Source organism: Nocardioides sp. Iso805N (genome assembly GCF_000364605.1).
GTDB lineage: Bacteria > Actinomycetota > Actinomycetes > Propionibacteriales > Nocardioidaceae > Nocardioides.
Map to the genome: position 1 here is coordinate 472,891 of NZ_KB822576.1, position 24,532 is coordinate 497,422.

Here is a 24,532-nt window from a genome sequence, read left to right on the forward strand (position 1 = left end):
ACATTCCGCTCTTTGCGATGGATCCGCTTGCCGGAGTCGCCTTCGGCGACCAACATGGGGACATGGCCCTCGACTACGAACACCTCCAGCAGGCAGCGAAGGATCACCTTTGGCTGCACTTCGCCCGTCACTCGGTCTATCAGCAGGCCGACATCCCCGTCATGGTCCGCGGCGAGGGTGCCTACCTCTGGGACGCCCAGGGCAAGCGCTACCTCGACGGACTGGGTGGGCTGTTCACCAGCCAGCTCGGTCACGGCCGGCACGACCTCGCCGAGGCGGCCGCCGAGCAGGCCAAGCAGCTGGAGTTCATGCCGCTGTGGTCCTACGCCCACCCGGCAGCGATCGAGCTGGCCGAGAAGGTCGCGTCGTACGCGCCCGGTGACCTCAACCGGATCTTCTTCACCACCGGCGGCGGCGAGGCCGTCGAGAGTGCGTGGAAGCTGGCCAAGAACTACTTCAAGCTGGTCGGCAAGCCCGGCAAGCACAAGGTGATCAGCCGCAAGTACGCCTACCACGGCACCACCCAAGGCGCCCTGTCGATCACCGGTCTGCCGATGTTCAAGGAGCCCTTCGAGCCGTTGGTGCCCTCGACCTTCCGGGTGCCGAACACGAACTTCTACCGCGCACCCGAGCACGTCGGCGACGACGTCGAGGCGTTCGGCCGCTGGGCGGCCGACCAGATCGCCGAGGCGATCGAGTACGAGGGCGCCGACACCGTCGCCGCCGTCTTCCTCGAGCCGGTGCAGAACGCCGGCGGCTGCTTCCCGCCGCCTCCCGGCTACTTCCAGCGCGTGCGCGAGATCTGCGACGAGTACGACGTCCTGCTGGTCTCCGACGAGGTGATCTGCGCGTTCGGCCGGCTCGGGTACATGTTCGGCGCCGAGCGCTACGGCTATCAGCCCGACATCATCACCTGCGCCAAGGGACTCTCCTCGGGCTACTCCCCCATCGGCGCGATGATCGCCTCCGACCGCCTGATGGAGCCCTTCCTGCAGGGCACCAACACCTTCTTCCACGGCTACACCTTCGGCGGCCACCCGGTCTCGGCGGCCGTCGCGCTGAAGAACCTGCAGATCTTCGAGGAGGAGAAGATCCTCGAAGGCGTCCGGGAGCGCGAGGGGGCGTTCCGGGCGGCGCTGGAGTCGCTGCAGGATATTCCGATCGTCGGCGACGTACGCGGCGACGGGTACTTCTACGGCATCGAGCTGGTCAAGGACCAGGGCACCAAGGAGTCGTTCAGCGACGAGGAGTCCGAACGGCTGCTGCGCGGCTACCTGTCGGGGGCGCTGTACGCCGAGGGCCTCTACTGCCGCGCCGACGACCGCGGTGACCCGGTCATCCAGGTCGCGCCGCCGCTCATCTGCGACCAGAGCCACTTCGACGAGATGACCCAGATCCTGCGCGTCGTGCTGGAGAAGGGCGCCTCGCTGATCTGACATGGGCCCTGCGGCTGGCCCCGGCCTACGGGTCGGGGCCAGCCGTCAGCCGATCGACCGGCCTGTTCGCGGTCGGCCGATCGGCATTTCGGGTCAGCTGTCGAAGCCCAGCCCCACGGCGTCCAGCATCCGCAGCCACGGCCCGCGCTTCCCGGTGTGAGTGGCCTTCTCCATGGCCCGACGGGTGAGGGTGATGCCGATCCACTTCAGTGGCTCGGGTGGGAACCGCATCGGCTTCTCCTGCACCATCCGCAGCTGGGTCCGCTCGGTCTGCTCACCGGCCAGGAGGTCGAGCATCACGTTGGCCCCGAACCGTGTGGAGGTGACACCGAGGCCGGTGTAGCCGACGGCGTAGGCCACCTTCCCGCGGTGGGTCGTGCCGAAGAACGCCGTGAACCGGTTGCAGGTGTCGATGACACCGGCCCAGCGGTACTCCCAGCGCAGGTCGGCGACCTGCGGGAAGCGGTGGCGGAACAGCTCGGCCAGCCGCTCGTGGACGTCGCTGCGGAGCTCGTACTCGGGGCCCGTCGTGTTGCCGAAGAAGTAGACCGCGTCGTAGCCACCCCACAGGATGCGCCGGTCGGGGGTCATCCGGTAGTAGACGAACATCGAGGAGGCGTCCGAGAGACCGGAGCCGTCCTTCCACCCGAGGGCGTCGTACTGCTCATCGGTGAGCGGCTCGCTCATCAGGACGTAGTCGTAGACCGGCACGACCCGCCGCTTGATCGGCCTCACCAGTGCGGAGGCGGCGTTGGTGCCGAGGGCGACCCGATGGGCGTCGACCACGCCCTGGTCGGTCACCGCCCGGATCCCCGTTCCGTGCTCCTTGAGCTCGTTGACCCACGTGCCTTCGTAGATGCGCACGCCGAGCTCGAGACACGCGCGACGCAGGCCGAAGACCAGCCGAGCAGGGTCCACGAGCGCGGACTCGACCTGGATCATGCCGCCGAGGAAGTGTGCTCCCCGCGCCGCGATGTCGTCGGGACCCAGCCAGCGCACGTCGTGTCCGTGCGCCAGCATCTCCTCGTAGGTCTCGCGCAGGCCCTCCAGGTCGGCTTCGGTCTCGGCCACCGACACCTCGCCACCCCAGGAGAAGTCGCAGTCGATGTCATAGCGCCGGATCGCCGCCTCGATCTCGCGCAGGTTCTGCGCGCCCTGGCGGTCCAGCTCGTCGATCTCCTCGGGCCAGCGGGCCAGGCCGTTGTCGAAGCCGTGGGTGAGCGAAGGGTTCATGAAGCCCCCGTTGCGCCCACTCGCGCCGTCGCCACACCGGTAGCCCTCCACCAGGATCACGGACCGGTCGGGGTTGCGCTCGCGGGCCAGGAGTGCGGTCCACAGGCCGGTGTAACCGCCGCCGACGACCAGGAGGTCGGCCCGGTCCTCCCCCATCAGCGCAGGTAGCGGGTCGGGTCGGTCCTCGTCGTCGAGCCAGTAGACCTCGTTCCGGACGTGGGTGAACAGGTCGTCGGATTCGCTAGCCGGCGAAGTCGGCATCGCGCACCTCGTTCTTGTTGTCGTATGAAGCGCTCGCTACATATCGTAGCCGAAACGAGTGCTACCCAACAGCGCCGACGCAATGGTGGTCCGCGGGTGGAGGCGCCTCAGGCCCGCCCTCGAGCGCGCCGCCTGCCCACGATGTCGGCGCCCAGCACGAGCAGGATCGCCAGCACGAACATCATGGTGCCGATGACGTTGACCTGCATCGGCAGCCCGCGCAACGCGGCTCCCCACACGAAGATGGGGAACGTCGAGACGGTGCCGGCGTTGAGGTTGGTGATGATGTAGTCGTCGAAGGAGAGCGAGAAGCTCAGCAGCGCGGCCGCGAGGATGCCCGGGAAGACCAGCGGGAAGGTGACCCGCCAGAACGTCTGGGACTCGTTCGCGTAGAGATCCATCGCGGCCTGTTGCAGGGTCGAGTCCATGCCGGACAGGCGCGCCCGAACGGTGACGACGACGTAGGAGAGGCAGAACATCACGTGCGCGATGATGATCGTGGTGTGGCCGAGATGGCCGCCCGCGCGGATCGCGATGAAGAAGGCCAGCAACGAGGAGCCCATCACGATGTCGGGCGTCGCCATCGGCAGGAACAGCACCGTGTTGGTCGTGCTGCGACCAGTGAAGGCGTTGCGCATCGCGAAGGCCGCCAAGGTGCCGAACAGGGTGGCGAGGACGGTGGCGATCGCGCCGATCCACAGGCTGGTCACCACCGAGCCGCACATCCGCGCAGGAGCGCAGACGTGGGTCCAGTTGTCGAAGGTGAAGCTGTACCACTGGTAGGTGGTGTGCTTTCCCGACTCGTGGTTGAAGCTCATCGCGGCGACCACGAGGTTGGGGATGTAGAGGTAGGCCATCACCAGCACACCGATGAAGGCGATCAGGTTGGCCCGGATCCAGGTCCAGACGTTCAGCGCGGGCGAGCGGCCCTCCAGCCACGCGCTGGCCTCGCGCGTCGACATCAACGTCAGCGAGACCACCGTGAGCAACAGCCAGACGACGCCGATCCAGGCGGTGGGCTTGGAGACGGCGAAGAGTCGGATCGTGAGGATCAGCATCAACACCGCGCCGGCCGCGCCGAAGCCGAACAGCTGGTCGCGGGCGCCGGTGTCGTCGTGCAGCGTCCGGGTCGCCGCGCGTACGGCGAAGCCCGCAGCGACCGCGAACGCGGCGAGCATGACCATGCAGAACAAGAATGCGGGACCGGCGAAGTTCAGGCTGGTGCCGGAGACGTGGTAGCGCCGGATCGAGAGCCCGACGATGGCGGCCACCAGACCGACCACGCCGAGAGCGGAGAGAGCGCGGCCGAGCTGGACGCCGGCGACCAGGCTGGCCGGCTTGGTCTCCGTGACGTGGCTCTCCTGAGGTGGCGTGGATCGCAGCGTGGTGGTCACAGAAGCTCCTCTGTCCCGGCCTTGCGGACGTAGATCAGCGTCGCGGCCAGGACGACCACCAGCAGCGTCACCGAGAGGGCGCCCGCCGCTGCGTAGTCCTGGGTGGTGGTGAACAGGCTCTGGATGTCAGCGCCGATCACCCGGTCGTTGGTGCTGCCCAGCAGCTGGGCGTTGATGTAGTCGCCCACGGCCGGGATGAAGGTGAGCAGGCTCGCACCGACGACGCCCGGCATGGTGAGCGGCAGCGTCACGTTCAGGAACGCGCGGAAGGGGCTGGCGTAGAGATCGCCGGCTGCCTCGATCAGGCGACGGTCGACCTTCTCGATGCTGGTGTAGAGCGGCAGGATCGCGAACGGCAGGTAGTTGTAGGTCAGACCCGCGATGGCCGCGACCGGCGTAGCCAAGATCCTGCCGTCCTGGGAGAGCAGGTGCACCGACTGCAGCGCGTGCACGACCCAGCCGTGGTCGCCCAGGATCAGCTTCCAGGCGTCGGTGCGGATCAGGAAGCTGGTGAAGAAGGGCGCCACCACCATCACCAGCACCAGGTTCTTCCAGCGGCCGGTCTTGAAGGCGATGGTGTAGGCCAGGATGTAGCCGAAGACCAGGCACAGCGCCGTGGCGATGAGCGCCCACCACACCGAGCGCCACAGGTGCGGGCCGTAGGCCTTGATGGCGTCGGGGAAGTTAGCGAAGTGCCAGGTCACGTGGTATCCGGTCAGCACGGAGCCGTCCGGGTCGTAAAGACTCGTCGCCACCAGCGACAGGAACGGGATCAGGAAGAACAGGAAGAGCCACAGCGCCGCTGGCAGGAGCAGCCAGTACGGCAGCATCCGCGAGCGCATCAGTGCTCCTCGATGCCGGCGCTCGCGTCCTGGCTCGCATCGAGCAGGAACGCGAACTCGGGGCGCCAGGAGAAGTCCACCGCCGTACCGGGAGGCATCACGCCGCGAGCACCGGTGTTCTGCTCGAAGGCGGCGATCTCCTGACCCCAGGCCGTCCTGAGGACGTACTGGGTCGAGACGCCGATGAAGCTGGTGCTCACGATGGTGGCACCGGTGAAGTGGCTCCCCGGCGCGTCGATATTCTCACCGGCCGGAGCGACCAGGACCTTCTCGGGCCGGATGCCGACCCAACCGGCACCGGTGATGGCGTGCGCGCGCTCCTCGGGGATGGAGACGATCGTGCCCTCCATGTCGACCTTGACCACGGAGGCGCCCGCCAGCGTGTCCTTGCCGATGATCGAGCCCTTGATCAGGTTGGACTGGCCGAGGAAGTTGGCCACGAAGGTGGTCCGCGGGTTCTCGTAGAGCTCCTCCGGCGAGCCCATCTGCTCGACCCGACCGGCGTTCATCACCGCGATGGTGTCGGCCATCGTCATGGCCTCCTCCTGGTCGTGGGTGACGTGCACGAAGGTCAGCCCGACCTCGGTCTGGATCCGCTTCAGCTCCAGCTGCATGGCGCGACGCAGCTTGAGGTCGAGCGCACCCAGGGGCTCGTCGAGGAGGAGGACCTCGGGCTGGTTGATCAACGCTCGGGCCAGCGCGACACGCTGCTGCTGACCACCGGAGAGCTGAGCCGGCTTCTTGTTCGCCTGGGTGGTGAGCTCGACCAGGTCGAGCATCTGGGCGACCTGCTCCGCTGTGTTCTTGACGCCGCGGCGACGCAGTCCGAAGGCGACGTTGTCGGCGATGGTCAGGTGCGGGAAGAGCGCGTAGTTCTGGAAGACAGTGTTCACCGGACGCTTGTAGGGCTTCTCGTAGGTGATGTCGGACTCGCCGATCCGCACCGTGCCGGCCGTCGGGATCTCCAGACCCGCGACCATCCGCAGCGTGGTCGTCTTGCCGCAGCCGGAGGGACCGAGCAGGGCGAAGAAGCTCCCCTGCGGCACCACCAGGTCGAGCGGCTGCACCGCGGTGAAGCCGTTGGCGTAGGTCTTCTCGACCTGGGTCAGCCGCAGCTCACGGTTGTCAGACGCCTGAGACATTCGAGAAGTCCCTCTCATAGTTGCGGATCTGCGCCTCGCTCAGCGCCATGAAGTTGTGCGTCTGCTTGAGGTAGTCGTCGTTGGGCAGCACCAGGTTGGCAAGATCTCGATCCTTGAGCAGGTCCGGGTCGATCTTCTTGATGTAGGGCTCGATGCCCTGCACAGGGCTGACGTAGTAGTTGTAGTCAGCCAGCCGGGCCGCCTGCTCGGGGCGGTAGTAGAAGTTCACCCAGTCCTCGGCGATGGTCTGGTGCGAGGCCATGTTGGGGATCAGCATGTTGTCCGACCAGATCATCATCCCCTCCTCGGGGACGAGGAACTTCGAGTGCGCGTCCGGGCTTGCCGCCGCCATGTCACCCGACCAGGCGATGCAGGCGACGGTGTTCCCAGCGGCCAGGTCGTCGGTGTACTCCTGGCCGGAGAAAGCCCGGATCTGACCGTCGACCTTCGCCTTCTCCAAGAACGCGATCGACTCGTCCCACTGGGCCTGGGTGAAGTTCTCCGGGTCGTAGCCGAGGCCCAGCAGCATCAGGCCCATCGTGTCGCGCATCTCGGTCATCACCGCGACCTTGCCCTTGAGGTCAGGACGGGTGAGCAGGTCCTTGATGTTCCGCGGCGGATTCGGGAGGTACTTGGTGTTGTAGCCGATCCCGGTGAAGCCGGCCTGCCAGGGCGCGGAGAACTTCCGCTCCGGGTCCCAGGCCGGCGCTCGCAGCGAGGAGATGATGTTGTTGTGCAGGTTCGGCACCTTGGCCGGATCCATCGGCTGCAGCCAGCCCATCTGGATCATCCGGGCGGCCATCCAGTCGGTCAGCACCATCATGTCCCGGCCCGTGGTCGTGCACGAGCCGAGCTGGTTGACGACCTTGTTGAAGAACACGACGTTGTCGGTCACGTCGGTGTAGTAGTTGACCTTGACCCCGAACTCCTTCTGGAAGTCGGTCAACGTCGACGTGTGGTGCTTGGTGTCGGTGTCGATGTAGAGCGGCCAGGTGCTGATGGTGAACGTCTTGTTCTTCGCCGAGACGTCCTGGGCCCGGCAGGCGGCAGGATCCTGGTGGCGGTCAGGAGTCGAGAACAGCGGCAGCACGCCGATGCCCACGCCGGCCACCGCGATTCCGCCCGCTCCTTTGAAGAGGGTACGGCGACCGATCCGGCGACCGCCGGTCCCCGGACCGAGCCGGCCGGCTCCGTTGCCCGGCCCGGCCGCAAGACCCGGATCCTGACGTTGGCTCGGGTCCGGCGCACCCCACGGCTGCTCCCCCGATGGTGGCTGGGCCACGCTCACTCCCTTGGCTGCTGATGAGGCGAGGATCGTGTCATGCGTCACGCCTCTTCCACAAGCGTTTCCGGCTGTGAGAGGAGGCCGATCCGACGCACATCGTCGTAGAGGAACGTTGCGGCGACGGATTCCTCTTGTTATCGCTGTGTTTCGTTCGTTGCCAAGGCTTCGTCGGAGCGGTTCACTTGCGTTCCATGACCCGTAAGCGGATCCCTGGCCAGGCACCCCTCGATGAGGTGAGCAAGGCGATCATCGAACACCTGCAGCAGGACGGTCGCCGTTCCTACGCCTCGATCGGCAAGGAGGTGGGGCTCTCAGAGGCGGCCGTACGCCAGCGGGTGCAGCGGCTGATCGACGGAGGCATCATGCAGGTCGTCGCCGTCACGGATCCGCTCGAGCTCGGCTTCGCCCGGCAGGCGATGATCGGCATCCGGGTCAACGGCCCTGTGGAGCCGGTCGCCGAAGCCATCGCGGCGTTCGAGGAGGTCGACTACGTAGTGGTGACGGCCGGCGCCTACGACCTGCTCGTCGAGGTCGTCGTCGAGAGCGACGAGAGCCTGCTCCAGCTCATCTCGGGCACGATCCGCACCGTCCCGGGCGTCGCGGGGACCGAGACCTTCATGTACCTGCGACTGCAGAAGCAGTCCTATGCCTGGGGCGTCCGGTGAGCGCTGCAGTGAACTACGCCGGGCTGTCACTGTGGCACGAGACAGCTAGGGACAGCTTCGTGCCGCGGCCTGCGCTGGAGGGCGACCTCAGCTGTGACGTCGCCATCGTCGGCGCCGGCTACACCGGTCTGTGGACCGCCTACTACCTAGCGCGCGCCCGGCCCGACCTGCGGATCGTCGTGCTCGAGGCGGAGAGCGCCGGTTTCGGCGCCTCCGGCCGCAACGGCGGGTGGTGCTCGGCGCTCTTCCCGGCGTCGCAGGAGAAGCTGGCCGCGATGACCTCACCGGAGGAGGCGGCGGCGCAGCATCGCGCCATGCGCGGATCGGTCGACGAGGTCGTCCGGGTCGCCGAGGCTGAGGGGATCGAGGCCGACGTCGTCAAGGGCGGCACCCTCGTGCTCGCCCGTACGGCGCCGCAGCTGGTCCGAGCCCGCGCGGAGGCGGCGGCCGCCGCGGCATCAGGGACCGACGACGTCACCCTCCTCTCCGCAGCCGACGCTCGCGCGCGGCTGAACGCCACCGGGGTCCTGGGCGCGACCTACACGCCCGACTGCGCCGCACTGCACCCGGCGAAGCTGGCCCGGGGCCTGGCCACCACCGTGGAGCGGTACGGCGTCACCGTCCACGAGCGCACCCGTGTCACGGCGATCAGACCGCACGAGGCCGTGACCGAGCGCGGCACCGTGCGGGCTGACGTCGTCGTACGCGCCACCGAGGGCTACACCGCCGCGCTGCCCGGTCTGTCCCGTGCCGTCATCCCGGTCTACTCCCTCATCGTCGCGACCGAGCCGCTGCCGACATCGGTGTGGGACGAGATCGGCCTGGCGCAGCGGGAGACGTTCAGCGACCACCGGCACCTGATCGTCTACGGGCAGCGCACCGCCGACGACCGGCTCGTGTTCGGCGGCCGAGGCGCGCCGTATCCCTTCGCGTCCAGGATCTCCGCACAGCACGAACGCAACGCGGCGGTCTTCGGCAAGCTGCGCAGCACCCTCGTCGAGATGTTCCCCGTGCTCCACGGTGCCCGGTTCACGCACGCGTGGGGCGGCGCGCTGGGCATCGCTCGCGACTGGTGCGCCTCGGTGGGGCTGGACACCGAGACCGGCCTCGCCTGGGCCGGTGGGTACGTCGGCGACGGGGTCTCGACGACCAATCTCGCCGGGCGCACGCTCCGCGACCTCGTGCTGGGCTCGCCCACCGACCTGACCGCGTTGCCGTGGGTCGGGCACCGCTCCCCCGACTGGGAGCCCGAACCGCTGCGCTGGCTGGGCGTCAACGTCGGGCTCCGGGCCATGACACTGGCCGACGGCGAAGAGCGCCTCACCGGGCGACCCTCGCTGCTCGCTCGGGCGGTCGCACCGCTGCTGGGCTGAGGTCGGGGCGGCGAACGACCGCCGTCAGCCGATGGGCGCCAGCCCGTTGGCGGCCGTCATCGCCGGTCGCGACGGCGTGTCGAGCCACGCGGAGAAGAAGCCGCCGAGGTCCTGGTGGCTCACCTTCGCGGCGTACCGCTCGAACTGGGCGGTGGTCGCGGTGCGGCCGGCGCGCACGTGTGCCCACCCGCGGAGGATCCGCCAGAAGGTCTTGTCGCCGACCTTCGTGCGCAGCGCCTGCAGGGTCATCGCGCCGCGCTCGTAGACCGGCGTGTCCCACAGGTGGGCCGGGCCGGGCGCGTCGACCCGGGTGTGCCAGAACGACCCGGAGAGCTGGGCATGGTCATCGAGCAGGTGCTCCTCGGCGGGCGGGCCACCGTGCTTCTCCGTCCAGTACCACTCCATGAAGGTGGCGAAGCCCTCGTTGAGCCACACGTCGCGCCACTGCGAGAGCCGCACCGAGTCGCCGAACCACTGATGGGCGAGCTCGTGCACGACGGTGGTCGTGCGCTCGAGCCGGAGCACGGGGTAGGTCGGTCGGGTCTGGTTCTCGAGGGCGAAGTCGGGGTCGAGCGACGTGGTGACGCCGCCGACCGTCTCGAACGGGTACTTCCCCAGCTGACGTGAGAGCCAGGCGGTGATGGCGGGCGTCTTCTTCATCAGTCGCATGGACGAGGCTCGGGTGGCCGCCGGCAGCTGGTCGGAGACGGCCACCAGCCAGGGCAGCCCGTGCCGGGTGCCCTTGGCCTCGGTGTAGTCACCTGCGGTGAAGAAGGCGAGGTAGGGCGCCATCGGGTTGCGGGCCTTCCAGCGGGTGGTCGCCAGCGCGCCGGCGACCGTGCGGCTGACCTGTCGGCCGTTGGCGATCACCTTCATCGCTGCGGGCACGGTGACGCTGATGTCCATCGTCGCGGCATCGGCCGGGGTGTCGTTGGCCGGGAACCACCAGGCCGCCATGTGCGGCTCGTTCATCGTGGTGACCTCGTGCTGGTCGGCGAGCCAGTCGCACTCCTTGTCCCAGCACACGGTGCCGGGGAACCCGTCGTAGGTCACCGCCACGCGGAACGTCCGGCCGCGGGCGATGGTGCTGGAGGGAATGATCCGCAGCTCGTGCGCATCCGGACGCTCGAAGGCGACGGCCGCACCGTCGATGGCGACCGCGGAGACCGGCAGCAGCAGGTCCAGGTCGAAGGCGGTCAGCGGCTGGGTCGCCCGCACCGTCAAGGTGGTGTGCCCGCTCAGCTCGCCCCGCGCGAAGTCATAGGTGTCGGCGATCTTGTAGGCCTGCACGTCGATGCCGCCGTTGCCGTCCTCGGGGAAGTAGCTGTCGCCGGAGCCGACCAGGCTCGGGCCGGCGGCGTCGGCGGGCGCCATGCCGATGCCGGCCGCGAGGGCAAGGGCGAGGATGCAGAGCAGAGGGCGGACGATCGATCTCACGGGCCAGAACCTATGCCAACGACCGACGAACTCGGATGCCGCCGCGTCGAGGCGCCTCGACAAGCTCGGCGGGCGTACGTTGACGCCCGTGAAGCGCCTCCCCGTCCGCCGCCGCCCGGTCCCGGTCGCACCACCGGTGCTGCACGCCCCGGTAGACCCCGAGCGAAGCACCCTCTACACGCCGGAGGACCTCTACGACACCCCCGCGTACGCCGACTCGCTGGACGCCCGCGCCTACTCCTGGTCGCGCGAGGAGCACACCCGCGACCGGGCCCGCGTGCGGGCGCTGCACGACTTCGGCATCGACGAGGCACTCGACGCCTGGATCGTCGGGCGGCACATGGTCGGGGTGATGGGCGGCCACGCGGCGCAGCGAGGCGACGAGACGTACGCCTTGGCAGCTCGCCTCGGTCATCTCCTGGGCAAGCGTCACGTGGTCGCCACCGGCGGTGGACCGGGGGCGATGGAGGCCGCCAACCTCGGCGCCTGGCTGACGTCGTACCCCGTCGAGGTGGTGGAGACCGCCATCGAGGAGCTCGCCGTGGTGCCCGGATTCGCCCCCTCCATCCAGGACTGGATGGTGACGGCGATGGCCGTGCGCGCCGGGTACGCCGAGGGCAGGCCGCTCGCGAGCTCGCTCGGCGTCCCCACCTGGTTCTACGGCCACGAGCCGCCGAACCTCTTCTGCGACGTCATCGCGAAGTACTTCCGCAACGCCACCCGCGAGGCGATCCTGCTGGAGATCTGCGACGCCGGCATCGTGTTCCTGCCCGGTGCCGCGGGAACGGTGCAGGAGGTGTTCCAAGACGCCTGCGAGAACTACTACGCCGCGCCGGAGCGGGTCGCGCCGATGATCCTGCTGGGCCGCGACCACTGGACCGATGTGCTGCCGGCCTGGCCGCTGCTGGAGTCGCTCGCCCGTGGGTCGGCGATGGCCGACCGGGTGCACCTGGTCGACAGCGTCGACGAGGTGGCCGAGCTCCTCATGCCGTGAGCCGGAACCGGCCGAGCCGGTCGTCGATGACCTCACGGTAGTGGTCGATCAGTCGTTGGTTGATCGCCGTCCAGGACCGGCCCTGGACGGCTATCCGAGCCGATCGGCCCATGGTGCGGCGCAGCACGGGGTCCTCGGCCAGGAAGTCGACGCTGCGACGAAGGTCCTCGCCGTCGCCGGGCCGGTAGAGCAGGCCGGTGACACCGTCGTTGACGATGTCCACCGGACCGCCGGAGCGTGGCGCCACGACAGGTACGCCGGAGGCCAGCGCCTCCTGCGCAGACTGGCAGAAGGTCTCGTGCCGGCCGGTGTGCACGAACACGTCGAGGCTGGCGTAGGCAGCGCCCAGCTCCTCGCCGTGCAGCACGCCGAGGAAGTGAGCCCCGGGGAGCAACCCGCGCAGACGCTGCTCCTCGGGGCCGCCGCCGACGACGACCAGCGCGTAGCGGTCATCGCGGGTCAGGTGGATCAGGAGCGGTAGCTCCTTCTCGGCGGCCAGGCGGCCGACGTACCCGACGATGACCTGGCCGCCGGGCGCCAGTCGGCGCCGCAGCTCACGGTCGATCCGCGAGGGGTGGAAGCCCTCGACGTCGACACCGCGCGGCCAGAGCATCGTCCGCGGCACGCCCAGCTGGTCCAGCTGGGTGAGGCTGGCGGTGCTCGGCACCAGTGTGCGGTCGACCTGCAGGTGGATCTTGCGGGTGAGCGCCGCCATCGCGCGAGCACCACCGCTGAGGCCGTACTTCTGCTCGTAGCGCTGCGCGAAGCCGACCAGGTCGGTCTGGTAGATCGCCACCGTCGGGATGCCGAGCTCGGCGGCGACCCGGACGGCCTGGTAGCCGAGGGTAGCCGGCGACGCGACGTGCACGACGTCGGGCCGGAAGCGTTGCATCACCGAGCGCAGCCGCCGCCGGGTCTCCAGACCGATCCGGAAGTCGCGGTAGAACCAGAGGCTCGCGCTGCGGGCACGGGTGATCGGAAAGCCGGCGTACGTCGCCGGACCGGTCGGGGCGACCAGCTCGGCCTCGTGGCCTTCGGCTGCGAGGTGCTCGAGCACGCGTCGTACGGAGTTGGTGACGCCGTTGATCTGGGGAAGGAACGACTCGCTGACCACCAGCACGCGAAGGCGGTCGGTCGGGGCCGTCCGGAGGGGCAGCTCGGTCACGGTCATGGTTCGACGGTGACCGTCGCGTCCGACCTGACGCTGAGAGTCAGGTGGCGCGCGGGTGAATGTCGGGTGGCACTCAGCCCTCGGCGAGGGCCCAGGTCGTCGAACGACCGTTCGGCGACGAGCCGACGTCCTCCGAGCGCGAACGTTCGTTCAGGGCGCGACCCGAACGCACTCCCCCCGCAGGGGTGACACTCAGCCCTCGACCGCCGCCAGCTGGCCGCAGGCGGCGTCGATCTCGTCGCCGCGCGTGTCGCGGATCGTCGTACTGATGCCGCCGGCCTCGAGGCGCCGGACGAACTCGTCCATGTCCTCGTCGCGCGAGCGGGTGTACTTCGATCCACGCACCTCGTTGAGCGGGATGAGGTTGACGTGCACCCAGCCTCGACCGCGCTCGTTGAGCACCTCGGCGAGCAGGTCGGCTCGGTGCGCCTGGTCGTTGATGTCGCGCATCATGGCGTACTCGATGGAGACCCGACGGCCGGTCTGATCGAAGTAGTAGCGGGCGGCGTCGACGGTCTCGGCGACCGAGAAGCGGTTGTTGATCGGCACCAGCTCGTTGCGCAGCTCGTCGTCGGGTGCGTGCAGGCTCAGCGCCAGGGTCACCGGGATGCCCTCGTCGGCCAGCTGCTTGATCCGCGGGACCAGACCGACCGTGGAGACCGTGACGTGCCGGGCCGAGAGACCCAGGCCCTCGGGAGCGGGATCGGTCAGCCGGCGTACGGCGCCCATCACGGCGCGGTAGTTGGCCAGCGGCTCCCCCATGCCCATGAAGACGACGTTGGAGAGCCGACCGGGACCGCCCGCGACATCACCGTTCGCCATCGCGCGAGCGCCCACCACGACCTGGTGCACGATCTCGGCGGTCGACATGTTGCGCTGCAGGCCACCCTGACCGGTCGCGCAGAACGGGCAGGCCATGCCACAGCCGGCCTGCGAGGAGATGCAGATGGTGGCTCGGTCGCTGTAGCGCATCAGCACGGACTCGACCAGGGAGCCGTCGAAGAGCTTCCACAGCGTCTTGACGGTGGTGCCGGCATCGGCGCTCTGCGTGCGCAGCGAGGTCATGAGGTCCGGCAGGAACGTCGAGACCAGCTCGGCGCGCTGGGCCGAGGGCAGGTCGGTCATCTGCTCGGGGTCGTGCACCAGCCGCTCGAAGTAGTGCACCGAGATCTGCTTGGCACGGAAGCCCTGGAGGCCGGCCGCCTTGGCCGCATCCTGCCGCTCGGCGAGGGTGAGGTCGGCGAGGTGCCGCGGCGGCTTGGCGCGCCCGCGCGGGGCGTCCATCACCAGTGGCAGGGTCTTGGGTGCGTCACTCACCGCTCTATTCTCCCATCGCCCGGCCGTATACCACGAAACGCGAACCGGCCCCGGGGCGCCCCGGGGCCGGTCACGATCAGCGCCGTGGCGGCGCCCCGCTCACTTGAGCTGCTTCTGGATCGCCTTGTAGGCGCTCAGCTGCGCCTTCAGCTTGGCCTTCTTGGCGCCCTTGGCCTTCTTGATCTTCTTCTTCAGGGTGGCGATCTTCTCGCCCACCGACTGCTGGAGCTGGGCCGGTACGACCTCGGTCGGCTTCGGGGTTGCAGTGACGGTCACCGTCGGAGCAGGCTGCGGCGATGCGGTGACGGTGGTTGTAGCTCCGGGCACCTCGACCGTCCGGGTGACAGCGGGCGGCAGGATCGGCGAGACGTCGGCCTTGCTGCGGAAGATGTCGACCCGGTCGACGATCGAGCCGATCGGCAGCGGGCTGCCCGCCAGGTCGGGCCCGACACCGGTCGACTTGCCGCGGTCGATCGCTGCGTTCGGACCGCTGCCGTCGTTGGCACGGACGTTCTTGACCTGGAGACCCTTGTCGTTGACCGTGACCTCGATGTAGGTCTGGACGTGCTCCTGGTTCTCTACCGAGTTCGCCCAGTGCCGCAGGTGGGAGACGGTGCCGTCGAGGTTGAGCGTCTCGTCACCGCCCACCTTGGTGTCGGCGCCGTAGCCGGCCTTGGAGGAGTCCGGTGCGGTCAGGTCGTAGTACTTCGAGCCCGACGCCGTGTTGGCGGTGACGTAGATGACGCCGCCCGGCCCCTCGACGACCGTCGTCTGACCGGGCTTCTCGTTGGCGTCGGCCTTGGCGCCGCTCGGCGACGCGGTCGATCCCTTGATCGCATACGAGCGCGAGTACGAGTGGTCGTGACCCTGCAGGACGAGGTCGACGCCGAGATCGGAGAACGCCTTGGTGAAGTCGGTACGGCGCTGCTGGTTGTCCGAGTCGTTGGCGTGGTCGGCCGGAGAGTAGATCGAGTGGTGATAGACGAGGACGACGTGCTTCGCGTCGCCCTTGTGATTGGTGATGGTGTCGGTGACGAACTGCACGTGCGCCGGGTCCGAGCCGTTGGCCGAGCTGTACGCGTTCGAGTTCAGGTCGATGAACAGCACACCCTTGTACTTGAACCAATAGTCGCCACCGGGGTGCGCGGTCGCGCTCGGGGCATTGGTGTTGGTGTCGTAGAGGTTCGCGTCGTTCCGCTTCGTGTCCGGCAGCGCGAAGTGCTGGTCGTAGGCGATGCCACCGTTGTCGTGGTTTCCGATGGTGGCGGCCCACGGGATCGAGCGGAGCTCGTCGGGCCGCAGGAAGTTGTCCCACTGCGTCTCGTTGTTGGCAGCGTCGACCTGGTCACCGCCCGAGACGTAGAGCTCGGCCTTAGGGCTCTGGATCTTGGACTGGTCCAACGTGTACTGCCAGCCGTTGCCGTCCGCGGCCGGGTCGCCGGAGGCACCGATCTGCGGGTCGCCGAAGAACAGGAACTGGAAGTTGCCGTTGCCGAAGGCACCGGTCGTGAAGGAGTAGGCGCTCGAGTGGCTCGTGCTGCCCTTCTGGGCCACCCGGTAGTAGTAGGTCGTGTCCGCCTTGAGGCCGCTCAGGGTCGCCTTGCCGTTGAAGTTCGTCAGCGCAAGAGCGGTCGCGCTGTCGGTGGTGATGTTCGCCGCCAGCGTCGCGGCGACATTCACCTCGTCGGAGAAGTCGGCCTTCGTGGCCAGCTCGACGACCTCGCCACCAGCCGGGCTGGTTGAGGAGTACCAGTCGAGGGTGCGCGAGGTCTCGTCATCGCCGACGCCGAGGACCAGGCCCGAGAAGGCAGGCGTGCCGTCTGCGCCGAAGGAGGAGAACGTGACACCTGTGCCCACGACGGCAGCGGCGGCCAGGCCGAGTGTCGCAACGCCCGCGCCGACGCGTCGGCGGCGGCTCATGTTGAGCTTCATCGAAGCAATGCCCTTTCACAAGCAGAGTCTGGAAATGTTCTGGAAATTTCCTGAACGCGGCGAGGCTTGCGGCCGTTGATGTACACCCGGTGAATGGCGACTTGCCTTCACCTGCACGCTCCCGGATCGCCATGTGATTTTCAGGTGAACTCGGTCGCCAGAACCCCGGCCCCACAACCGCCCTGCGGCCGCTCCTCATGAACAGAACGGGTCATCGAGACGAACACATCGTCAGGTTGTCGTCAGGGTTGGAGACGGGGGTCGGCGATCAGGTAGGAAGTGCGAGTGTTTCGCTCTCCCACTCTGAAGACGGCCGGCCTGCTGGCCGCGCTTGCCACCGTGTCGACCCTGAGCGCCTGCGGACAGGGCAACAGCAGCAGTGCGACACCGGCCCCCTCCCCAGCTCTCTCGACCGCTCCCCCGAACCCGGCCGCAACGGTGGGCGCCGACGGCGGTCCCGTACGCCCCCTGCCAGGTTCCGGCCAGCTGGGCAGCGGCTTCGTGACGCCGTCGGCACCACCGGCACCCGGCGGCACCCTTTCGCCGAGCCCTGGGTCGTGGTCGCAGGTGCACCCGCCGACCGGCTACCGGGTCGCACTGATCTCCACAGGGGACAAGGAGTCGACGAAGCTGCGCCGCGTGGTGGCGGCGTGGGCGAAGGGCGCCCACGTGACCGTCACCTACGTGCCGGCCGGCCGGCCGGCCGGCTACCTCGCCGACATCCAGCGCGCGATCGACCTCAGCCCCGACCTGGTGATCAGTGTCGGCCAAGCACTCGCAGATCCACTCACGGTGACCACCGCCGACCATCTCGACCAGAAGTTCCTCGTGCTGGGCGCCGAGCTCGCTGAGCCGACGTACAACGTCACCGCCGCTGTGTGGCAGGACTCCAGCTATCGGGGTGGCAACGACGGCACCGTCGAGGACTACGACCCCACCCGCTTCACCACGGCCCGGATCAACAAAGCTCTGGTGGCCGCCGTCGCCGCCGCCGTGAGCGGCTACTCGGGGTACGTCGTGCGCGTCTCCTGACCGGCCAGCGGCTTCCAGGTCCCGAGGGGCGCCTCACCGCGACGGTCGGGCGTCCCTCGGCGTTCCGGCGGGACTCAGCCTCCCTCGCCGAGGATCTGGAACCCGAAGACCCTCTGACCGAACCAGATGAGCCCGACCACGGTGACCACGACCGCCACACCGGCGGTGACCACGAGTGCCACCCGCGGGTGGTAACGACGCAGCACCATCAGCAGGGGAAAGACGAGCACGATCAGACCGAGCTGAACTGTCTCGATGCCGACGTTGAAGACCAGCAACGACCACAACAGCGGCCACGACCACGCGTGATCGATGCCGAGTGCTCCGGCGAAACCCAGGCCGTGGACGAGCCCGAAGCAGAACACCACCGCGAGGCGCGACCAGCCGGCCCGGTCTAGCGCGAAGTGGCTCGTGCCCGACACGTCCAGATCGGTCGCGTGCTCGCCCCTGCGCCACACACGCCACAGGAACCAGGAAGCGGTGGCGGCGATCGAGAGTGCGATCAGCGGCTCGACCAGGTCATTGGAGACGTGCACCACACCGAAGGCCGCCAGGATCAGCGTGGTCGAGTGGGCCAAGGTGAAGGTGGTCGCGGCAAGCACGATCTCGCGCAGCCGGCGTGAGCCGATGATCAGGGCGGTCAGGAACAGCATGTGGTCGAGGCCGGTGAGCAGGTGCTCCGCCCCGAGCCGCCAGAACTCCCAGAAGCGTTGCCCCCAGGACTGCCTGGTGGAGAACGACGTGTGGTCACCGTCCAGTGCAGCGCTGCCCACACGGTCGTCGATGTCGTAGGTGACGATCGTCTTCGTACCAGTGACGAAACCCTCCGAGTCGGGGAACATCGTCGACCCGACGATGTGCCCTTCATGCATGGCCTCGGCATCGGAGTCACTGCGGCAGCGATAGTCGACGGTGACGTTCGCGTAGGGCACCCCCTGCTGGTCGTTCATCTTCACCGAGACGTCAGTCTGGAGGGTCGGCGTACAGGTGGCACCGGCGTAGACGAGCGTGAACCGTTCCGCCAGATAGGACTGCAGCGAGACCCGGTGGTCCTGGAGTGCCTTCACCATGCCGGGGAAGTCACCGTCGTCCCAGGCCGGCTGGCCGGCACGGTAGAGAGGGTCGTCCTTCTGCGCCTCGGCCACCGAGACCAGCAGCAGGTCGTACTCGAGGCCGAGCCTCATCCGTACGACGTCAGCGGACGGCGCGCTCGCGTGGGCATAGACGACCGTGGTGAATCCGTGGGCGCCGGCGGGACCAGCGGTGGTGAACAGGGCGAAGAGCGCGGCGAGGAAGGCGAGCGCAACGGAACATGATCTGAACATGACCGGCGTACGCTCTCGGGCACCGATGAACAGATGGCCGACGCCGCCGGAACGTCGGGCGAATGCCTGCTTGCCGTTGGCCCGGACAGGACCGTCGGATCAGCGCATCATGTACCAGAAGACGCCGACCCCGACACCGAGGACGACGATCGCCGTGCTCACCATCCCCAGCCACATGTAGCGACCGAAGCGGCGGGTGCGGCGATTGATCACCAGCAGCAGCGGCACCACCAAGGTGACCAGCACGAACGGGAACAGGTCCTCGGCTCGGTCCTGACCGAACAGCGCGGCGAGGATGCCGACGTACAGGCCCGGGATGACGATCGCGAAGACCAGGCCGGTGTAGAACCCGGTCAGGGCCGCGAACGTCGGATGGTCACGGTGCCACCAGTCGGGCTGGGCGGCAGGTGCCTGCTCCTCGGTCTCCTCGGTCGACATCACGCTTCACGGTATCTCTGTCCGCACGAGAGCACGAGCGACGCGCCCACCGCGCGCATCAACAGGCGCATCCTCGCGCGTCGTGGGTGAGTGCGGCTCAGAAGACCGCGTAGTGCAGGAGCAGCCAGATCGGTGCGATGGTGGCGAGCAGCGAGTCGAGCCTGTCCATGATCCCTCCGTGACCGGGGATGATCTGGCTCATGTCCTTGACCCCGAGGTCACGCTTGATCACCGACTCGACGAGGTCGCCGAGGACGGCCATCACCACGGCGATGGCGCCGAGCGCGACGCCGATGTACCAGTCGGCGTCGAACATCCAGACGACCAGCGCGATGCCCACAGCGATGGTCGCGATCGCCGACCCGGCGAAGCCCTCCCAGGACTTCTTCGGCGAGATCACCGGCGCCATCGGGTGCTTGCCGAACAGCACGCCCGCCACGAAGCCGCCGATATCGGAGGCGATGGTGACCAGCACGAACGCGATGATCCCCTTCACGCCCGCATCGATGCCCGTCTCCCGCCAGGTTCCGCCCTCGCGGAGCATCAGCGCGACGAACGAACCGAGGAACGGCAGGTAGACGATCGCGAAGACGGACGCCGTCGCCGTACGGACATAGCCCTCGACGCCCCGGCGCAGCAGCCAGAGCATGGTGGTCAGTGCCGTGACGGCGGTGGCTGTCACGAGCGCGTCGGCGCCCCAGAAGTAGGCGACCACGATCATCACCACGCCACCGAGCATCAGTGGCTGCTCGGGAAGGTCGACGTCCTTGGCCATCAGGCCACGGCGCAGCTCCCACACGCCTGCCACCAGCACGATCGCGACCAGGGCGATGAAGGCCGTCTTCCAGAAGAAGAGGGTCAGGCCGGCCGCGCCAAGCAGCACGACCGCCGACGCGATCGAGACCGGGATGTTGCGGCCGGCTCGGCCGTAGTCCTTCTTCGGGGGCGGCGGTACGGCGGTGCCCGTCGTATCCACCATGTCGGCGTGAGCTCCTCAGACCTCGAGGAGCTCGGCCTCCTTGCTCTTGAGCTGCTCGTCGATGGCGTCGGTGTGCTTCTTGGTCATCGTGTCGAGCCGCTTCTCGGCGCCGGTGACGTCGTCCTTGCCGACCTCGCCGTCCTTCTCCAGCTTCTCGAGGTTCTGCTTGGCCTTCTGGCGAACCTGACGGACCGCGATCCGGCCCTGCTCGGCCTTCTCCTTGGCCTGCTTGATGAACTCCTTGCGGCGCTCCTCGGTCAGCTCCGGGAAGACGGCGCGCAGGATCTTGCCGTCGTTCGACGGGTTGATTCCGAGATCGGAGTCGCGGATCGCCTTCTCGATCGCCGGCATGGCGGTGATGTCGAAGGGCGCGATGTTGATCACGCGCGGCTCGGGGCTGGTGAACGTCGCGAGCTGCTGCAGCGGGGTCGGGGTGCCGTAGTACTCCGCGTTCAACTTGCTGAACACGCTCGGAGTGATCCGGCCGGCACGAATGGTCGCGAAGTCATCGCGCGTGGCCTCGACCGACTTGCCCATCTTGTCGTCGGCCTCGTCGAGGATGTCGTTGATCGCCATGTCACTCCTGTCGCGTTCTTCTCAGCCGGTTCCGCAGGTCAGCCGGCGCTGACGAGCGTACCGATCCTCTCACCCTGCACGACGCGCAGGATGTTGCCCTCGGGCTCCATGCCGAAGACGACCATCGGCAGCTTGTTCTCGCCGCACAGCGCGAAGGCCGTCTGGTCCATGATCTTGAGGCCCTCGGTGAGCGCCTGCTCGTAGCTGAGGTCGTCGTACTTGACCGCGGTGGGGTCCTTCTTCGGGTCGGCGGAGTAGACCCCGTCCACACCGGACTTGGCCACCAGCACCACGTCGCACTTGCTCTCCAGCGCACGTTGGACCGCGACCGTGTCGGTGGAGAAGTAGGGCATGCCCATGCCGGCGCCGAAGATGACGACCCGGCCCTTCTCCATATGACGGATCGCCTTACGCGGGATGTAGGGCTCGGCCACCTGGCCCATCGTGATGGCGGTCTGGACGCGGGTGTCCACACCCATCCGCTCCAAGAAGTCCTGGAGCGCCAGGCAGTTCATCACGATCCCGAGCATGCCCATGTAGTCGGCGCGGGCACGCTCCATGCCGCGCTGCTGCAGCTCGGCACCGCGGAAGAAGTTGCCGCCACCGGTCACGACGGCGATCTGTACGCCGGAGTCGGAGACGGCCTTGATCTCGCGGGCGACCTTCTCCACCACGTCGGGGTCGACCCCGACCTTGCCCCCACCGAAAACCTCGCCGGAGAGCTTGAGCAGCACTCGCTTGTAGCCGGTCATCGCGCGACCACGTCCTTCCTGGAGATCTTCGAACGGTCCCTCGCGGGGATGAGGAAGGCCGGCCCGATGATCACGTGCTGTGACATCGGACCGGCCTCCTTCGTCGTACTGGTCATCCGATCCAGTCGGATCAGGCGCCGACCTCGAAGCGGGCGAACCGCGTCACCGTCGTGTTGGCGGCGTCGAGGACCTGCTTGACCGACTTCTTGGCCTCGAAGACCGACTCCTGGTCGAGCAGGACGATCTCCTTGAAGAAGGCGCCGATGCGACCCTCGACGATCTTGGCGACGGCAGCCTCGGGCTTGCCCTCCTCGAGCGTCTTCTTGGTCAGGACGTCCTTCTCCTTCGCGACGACGTCGGCGGGGACCTCGTCGGAGGTGAGGAACTGCGCCTTCAGCGCCGCGGCCTGCTGAGCGGCCTGCTTCGCGGCCGCCTCGTCGCCGTCGAACTCGACGAGCACACCGAGGGTCGGCGGCAGGTCGGAGGCCTTCTTGTGCAGGTAGACCGTGGTGTTGCCCTCGAAGTAGGCGACGTCGCCCAGCTCGATCTTCTCGCCGATGGTGCGGGCGAGCTCGTCCACGGTCTCACCGACGGTCTTCTCGCCGAGCGAGACGGCCCGGAGCGCCTCGGCGTCGCCCACCTTGGCGGTGTTCGCGGCGTCCGCGATCGCCTGGGCGGCGCTGATGAAGGCCTCGTTCTTCGCGACGAAGTCGGTCTCGGCCTTGAGGCTGATCAGCGCGTTGCCGGAAGCCGCAACCAGACCGGCCGATGCCTCACGCTCGGCGGCGCGGGCAGCAGCCTTGGCGGCGCCCTTGACGCGGAGCAGCTCGACGGCCTTGTCGAAGTCGCCGTCGGTCTCGTCGAGCGCCTTCTTGCAGTCCATCATGCCGGCCTGCGTCAGCTCACGCAGCTTCTTGACGTCGGCAGCGGTGTAAGCCATGTGTTGTCCTTAGTACGTCGGTGTACGGATGGATCAGGCCTCGGCCGGAGCCTCGGGGGCCGGGGTCTCGGCGACCTCAGCCGCAGCCTCAGCGACGGGGGCCTCAGTGGCCTCGGCGGCCTCGGCGACCTCAGGGGTCTCGGTGACCTCAGGGGTCTCGGGCGCCTCAGCAGCCTCGGGGGCCTCAGCAGCCTCAGCGGCGGGGGCCTCGGCACCCTCGGCCGGGGTCGCGAGCAGCTCGCGCTCCCACTCGGCCAGCGGCTCCTCGGCGCCGGACTCGGCACCCTCGGTCTTCGCACCCGAGCGGGCGATCAGGCCCTCGGCCACGGCGTCGGCGATGACGCGGGTCAGCAGGCTGACGGCGCGGATGGCGTCGTCGTTGCCCGGGATCGGGAAGTCGACCTCGTCGGGGTCGCAGTTGGTGTCCAGGATGCCGATGACCGGGATCTTGAGCTTGCGAGCCTCCTCGACAGCGAGGTGCTCCTTCTTGGTGTCGACGATCCAGACGGCCGACGGCGTGCGGCCCATGTCGCGCAGACCGCCGAGGGTCTTCTGCAGCTTGTCCTTCTCGCGGCGCAGCTGCAGGAGCTCCTTCTTGGTGCGGCCCGAGCCGGCCACGTCCTCGAAGTCGAGCTCCTCGAGCTCCTTGAGGCGGTTGATCCGCTGGTGCACCGTCTGGAAGTTGGTGAGCATGCCGCCGAGCCAACGCTGGTTGACGTAGGGCTGGCCGACGCGGGTCGCCTGCTCGGCGATGGCCTCCTGGGCCTGCTTCTTGGTGCCGACGAACAGGATGGTGCCGCCCTTGGCGACGGTCTCCTTGATGAAGGCGAAGGAGCGGTCGATGTAGGCCAGCGACTGCTGCAGGTCGATGATGTAGATGCCGTTGCGCTCGGTCATGATGAAGCGCTTCATCTTCGGGTTCCACCGACGGGTCTGGTGTCCGAAGTGGACGCCGCTCTCGAGGAGCTGGCGCATGGTCACGACTGCCATGATGTCTTCTTTCCTTGTTTCCAGTTCTGCCTGGCGTCCGCGCGCGACCCGACCCTGCGAGAGGGACTGGAGGCCGCGCCCGTGTGCGGTCAGGAACGGAGAGCTCCTGCACGGTCTGCGGACACGCGAAGTCAGCCCGGGTGGGCTGCTGCGCTCAGACTAGTCGTTCCGGCGACGGCGGGCGAATCGATGCGGAGCGGTCCTGGGTGAGGTCCGCGGCGATCCCCGATGGCCGCTTGTCGTCCACAGACCAGCTCTCTGGCGGCCGTGTCCACAACGCGTACGACGGGCGCTGCGCGCCACCGCTCGACCGGCGAGGCTGAGCCCATGAACCGCGCCACCACCGATCGGATCCGTCGCTCCGGCGTACGCCTCCTCGCCGTCCTGGCGACCGTGTTGCTCGCCCTTCTGCTGACCGGCACGGGGCGTGCAGCGGTCGCCGGCGACGCCGGGGCGGCGGTTCCGAGCGGTGCGTGGCCGCTGCAGCCAGAGCCCACGGTGGTTCGGGGCTTCGACCCACCGTCGTCCGCATGGGGCGCGGGTCACCGCGGGGTGGATCTGGCGGGCGCCGTGGGCCAGGCGGTGCACGCGGCTCTCGCCGGCACGGTGACCTTCGCCGGCACACTTGCCGGACGCGGCGTCGTGGTGGTGGACCACGGCGCGACACGGACGACCTATGAGCCCGTCACGGCGAGTGTGACGGTGGGCGACGTGGTCGCCCAAGGCGCGAGGATCGGCACGCTCACTCTCCTGCGGTCCCACTGCCTGCCCGCCGCCTGCCTGCACTGGGGCCTGGTGCGAAACGCCGATGACGTCTATCTCGATCCACTCCAGCTGGTAGGGCTCGACGCGCCCGTTCGGCTGCTCCCGCTGTCATCTGCGCCCACGACAGCGCGGCCGGTCTCCAGGGTCGCGTCAGGGTCGGGCATCGCCTGGCCGACCCCCTATGCGGCGTGGCATCCGCCGATCGCACTGCACCTGGGGGAATGAGCCCGGCGCTGACGGCAGGGCGCCCGCT

Annotated in this window: 22 protein-coding genes; 6 read left to right on the plus strand and 16 right to left on the minus strand. The window is 68.4% G+C overall.

Annotated features, from left to right (window positions below; translation table 11 throughout):
- Positions 1-62 precede the first annotated feature (62 nt).
- A complete protein-coding gene (locus H036_RS0106560) occupies positions 63-1,436 on the plus strand; it encodes an aspartate aminotransferase family protein (RefSeq protein WP_026145840.1) in 1,374 nt (457 codons plus the stop codon).
- Between the two features lie 93 nt (positions 1,437-1,529).
- Here the strand turns inward: H036_RS0106560 and H036_RS0106565 are convergent, their stop codons facing one another.
- From H036_RS0106565 to H036_RS22025, 5 genes are all read right to left on the minus strand, one after another.
- Positions 1,530-2,930, minus strand: coding sequence for an NAD(P)/FAD-dependent oxidoreductase (locus tag H036_RS0106565; protein ID WP_017933989.1), 1,401 nt, complete (start codon positions 2,928-2,930; stop codon positions 1,530-1,532).
- A gap of 107 nt (positions 2,931-3,037) precedes the next feature.
- Positions 3,038-4,324, minus strand: a complete 1,287-nt coding sequence (locus H036_RS0106570; protein WP_017933990.1) for an ABC transporter permease — start codon at positions 4,322-4,324, stop codon at positions 3,038-3,040.
- The gene (locus H036_RS0106575; RefSeq protein ID WP_017933991.1) at positions 4,321-5,166 is read right to left on the minus strand and encodes an ABC transporter permease; all 846 of its coding nucleotides are present in this window, start codon (positions 5,164-5,166) and stop codon (positions 4,321-4,323) included. The genes H036_RS0106570 and H036_RS0106575 overlap by 4 nt, the downstream gene beginning before the upstream one ends.
- Positions 5,166-6,308, minus strand: a complete 1,143-nt coding sequence (locus H036_RS0106580; RefSeq protein ID WP_017933992.1) for an ABC transporter ATP-binding protein — start codon at positions 6,306-6,308, stop codon at positions 5,166-5,168. Before H036_RS0106580 ends, H036_RS0106575 begins: the two co-directional genes overlap by 1 nt.
- Positions 6,292-7,590: a polyamine ABC transporter substrate-binding protein gene (locus tag H036_RS22025; RefSeq protein WP_157417088.1), complete on the minus strand. Its 1,299-nt coding sequence runs from the start codon at positions 7,588-7,590 to the stop codon at positions 6,292-6,294. The genes H036_RS0106580 and H036_RS22025 overlap by 17 nt, the downstream gene beginning before the upstream one ends.
- 194 nt (positions 7,591-7,784) lie before the next feature.
- On the opposite strand from H036_RS22025, the gene H036_RS0106590 reads away from it, so the two are divergent.
- Together H036_RS0106590 and H036_RS0106595 are read left to right on the plus strand one after the other, a co-directional pair.
- Positions 7,785-8,258 carry an Lrp/AsnC family transcriptional regulator gene (locus H036_RS0106590; RefSeq protein ID WP_026145843.1) on the plus strand — a complete coding sequence of 158 codons (474 nt, stop codon included), beginning with the start codon at positions 7,785-7,787 and terminating at the stop codon, positions 8,256-8,258.
- Positions 8,255-9,631 (plus strand): NAD(P)/FAD-dependent oxidoreductase, encoded by a 1,377-nt coding sequence (locus H036_RS0106595; RefSeq protein WP_198289904.1) that lies wholly within the window; start codon positions 8,255-8,257, stop codon positions 9,629-9,631. The genes H036_RS0106590 and H036_RS0106595 overlap by 4 nt, the downstream gene beginning before the upstream one ends.
- Before the next feature lie 24 nt (positions 9,632-9,655).
- Here the strand turns inward: H036_RS0106595 and H036_RS22030 are convergent, their stop codons facing one another.
- Entirely contained in the window at positions 9,656-11,068 is a 1,413-nt protein-coding gene (locus H036_RS22030) for a M1 family metallopeptidase (RefSeq protein ID WP_017933996.1), read from the minus strand.
- An 88-nt stretch (positions 11,069-11,156) separates the two neighbouring features.
- Here H036_RS22030 and H036_RS0106605 point away from each other — a divergent pair, with 88 nt between their 5' ends.
- A complete protein-coding gene (locus H036_RS0106605) occupies positions 11,157-12,062 on the plus strand; it encodes an LOG family protein (RefSeq protein ID WP_017933997.1) in 906 nt (301 codons plus the stop codon).
- On the opposite strand, the gene H036_RS0106610 is transcribed toward H036_RS0106605, so the two are convergent.
- The 3 genes from H036_RS0106610 to H036_RS0106620 form a co-directional block, all read right to left on the minus strand.
- A complete protein-coding gene (locus H036_RS0106610) occupies positions 12,052-13,233 on the minus strand; it encodes a glycosyltransferase family 4 protein (RefSeq protein ID WP_017933998.1) in 1,182 nt (393 codons plus the stop codon). The two genes, H036_RS0106605 and H036_RS0106610, sit on opposite strands and share 11 nt — an antisense overlap.
- A gap of 192 nt (positions 13,234-13,425) precedes the next feature.
- Positions 13,426-14,517: a 23S rRNA (adenine(2503)-C(2))-methyltransferase RlmN gene (gene rlmN / locus H036_RS0106615; protein WP_232421827.1), complete on the minus strand. Its 1,092-nt coding sequence runs from the start codon at positions 14,515-14,517 to the stop codon at positions 13,426-13,428.
- A gap of 132 nt (positions 14,518-14,649) precedes the next feature.
- Positions 14,650-16,470 carry a purple acid phosphatase family protein gene (locus tag H036_RS0106620; protein WP_157417092.1) on the minus strand — a complete coding sequence of 607 codons (1,821 nt, stop codon included), beginning with the start codon at positions 16,468-16,470 and terminating at the stop codon, positions 14,650-14,652.
- A 297-nt stretch (positions 16,471-16,767) separates the two neighbouring features.
- Between H036_RS0106620 and H036_RS25275 the strand changes: the two genes are divergently transcribed.
- A complete protein-coding gene (locus H036_RS25275) occupies positions 16,768-17,514 on the plus strand; it encodes a hypothetical protein (protein ID WP_157417094.1) in 747 nt (248 codons plus the stop codon).
- Between the two features lie 74 nt (positions 17,515-17,588).
- Here the strand turns inward: H036_RS25275 and H036_RS0106630 are convergent, their stop codons facing one another.
- From H036_RS0106630 to rpsB, 7 genes are all read right to left on the minus strand, one after another.
- Complete coding sequence (locus tag H036_RS0106630) at positions 17,589-18,839, minus strand: HupE/UreJ family protein (protein ID WP_017934002.1); 1,251 nt, start codon at positions 18,837-18,839, stop codon at positions 17,589-17,591.
- A gap of 99 nt (positions 18,840-18,938) precedes the next feature.
- The gene (locus tag H036_RS0106635; protein WP_017934003.1) at positions 18,939-19,277 is read right to left on the minus strand and encodes a hypothetical protein; all 339 of its coding nucleotides are present in this window, start codon (positions 19,275-19,277) and stop codon (positions 18,939-18,941) included.
- 97 nt (positions 19,278-19,374) lie between these two features.
- Positions 19,375-20,256 (minus strand): phosphatidate cytidylyltransferase, encoded by an 882-nt coding sequence (locus H036_RS0106640; protein WP_017934004.1) that lies wholly within the window; start codon positions 20,254-20,256, stop codon positions 19,375-19,377.
- A gap of 15 nt (positions 20,257-20,271) precedes the next feature.
- On the minus strand, positions 20,272-20,826 hold the full coding sequence (gene frr / locus H036_RS0106645) for a ribosome recycling factor (RefSeq protein ID WP_198289922.1): 555 nt from the start codon (positions 20,824-20,826) through the stop codon (positions 20,272-20,274).
- A 44-nt stretch (positions 20,827-20,870) separates the two neighbouring features.
- Complete coding sequence (gene pyrH / locus H036_RS0106650; RefSeq protein WP_017934006.1) at positions 20,871-21,584, minus strand: UMP kinase; 714 nt, start codon at positions 21,582-21,584, stop codon at positions 20,871-20,873.
- Between the two features lie 130 nt (positions 21,585-21,714).
- On the minus strand, positions 21,715-22,524 hold the full coding sequence (tsf, locus tag H036_RS0106660) for a translation elongation factor Ts (protein WP_017934008.1): 810 nt from the start codon (positions 22,522-22,524) through the stop codon (positions 21,715-21,717).
- A gap of 33 nt (positions 22,525-22,557) precedes the next feature.
- Positions 22,558-23,514 (minus strand): 30S ribosomal protein S2, encoded by a 957-nt coding sequence (gene rpsB, locus H036_RS0106665; RefSeq protein ID WP_017934009.1) that lies wholly within the window; start codon positions 23,512-23,514, stop codon positions 22,558-22,560.
- Between the two features lie 327 nt (positions 23,515-23,841).
- Between rpsB and H036_RS0106670 the strand changes: the two genes are divergently transcribed.
- Positions 23,842-24,504: a M23 family metallopeptidase gene (locus H036_RS0106670; protein ID WP_017934010.1), complete on the plus strand. Its 663-nt coding sequence runs from the start codon at positions 23,842-23,844 to the stop codon at positions 24,502-24,504.
- Positions 24,505-24,532: the final 28 nt, after the last annotated feature.

What these genes read in the sequence shown, in the direction of transcription:
- H036_RS0106560 (WP_026145840.1), top strand. Translation starts at nt 63, where the DNA reads ATGGCCCTCGACTACGAACACCTCCAGCAGGCAGCGAAGGATCACCTT.
- H036_RS0106565 (WP_017933989.1), bottom strand. Translation starts at nt 2,930, where the DNA reads ATGCCGACTTCGCCGGCTAGCGAATCCGACGACCTGTTCACCCACGTC.
- H036_RS0106575 (WP_017933991.1), bottom strand. Translation starts at nt 5,166, where the DNA reads ATGCGCTCGCGGATGCTGCCGTACTGGCTGCTCCTGCCAGCGGCGCTG.
- H036_RS0106580 (WP_017933992.1), bottom strand. Translation starts at nt 6,308, where the DNA reads ATGTCTCAGGCGTCTGACAACCGTGAGCTGCGGCTGACCCAGGTCGAG.
- H036_RS0106590 (WP_026145843.1), top strand. Translation starts at nt 7,785, where the DNA reads ATGACCCGTAAGCGGATCCCTGGCCAGGCACCCCTCGATGAGGTGAGC.
- H036_RS0106610 (WP_017933998.1), bottom strand. Translation starts at nt 13,233, where the DNA reads ATGACCGTGACCGAGCTGCCCCTCCGGACGGCCCCGACCGACCGCCTT.
- rlmN (WP_232421827.1), bottom strand. Translation starts at nt 14,517, where the DNA reads ATGGACGCCCCGCGCGGGCGCGCCAAGCCGCCGCGGCACCTCGCCGAC.
- H036_RS0106620 (WP_157417092.1), bottom strand. Translation starts at nt 16,470, where the DNA reads ATGAGCCGCCGCCGACGCGTCGGCGCGGGCGTTGCGACACTCGGCCTG.
- H036_RS0106630 (WP_017934002.1), bottom strand. Translation starts at nt 18,839, where the DNA reads ATGTTCAGATCATGTTCCGTTGCGCTCGCCTTCCTCGCCGCGCTCTTC.
- H036_RS0106635 (WP_017934003.1), bottom strand. Translation starts at nt 19,277, where the DNA reads ATGTCGACCGAGGAGACCGAGGAGCAGGCACCTGCCGCCCAGCCCGAC.
- H036_RS0106640 (WP_017934004.1), bottom strand. Translation starts at nt 20,256, where the DNA reads ATGGTGGATACGACGGGCACCGCCGTACCGCCGCCCCCGAAGAAGGAC.
- pyrH (WP_017934006.1), bottom strand. Translation starts at nt 21,584, where the DNA reads ATGACCGGCTACAAGCGAGTGCTGCTCAAGCTCTCCGGCGAGGTTTTC.
- tsf (WP_017934008.1), bottom strand. Translation starts at nt 22,524, where the DNA reads ATGGCTTACACCGCTGCCGACGTCAAGAAGCTGCGTGAGCTGACGCAG.
- rpsB (WP_017934009.1), bottom strand. Translation starts at nt 23,514, where the DNA reads ATGGCAGTCGTGACCATGCGCCAGCTCCTCGAGAGCGGCGTCCACTTC.
- H036_RS0106670 (WP_017934010.1), top strand. Translation starts at nt 23,842, where the DNA reads ATGAACCGCGCCACCACCGATCGGATCCGTCGCTCCGGCGTACGCCTC.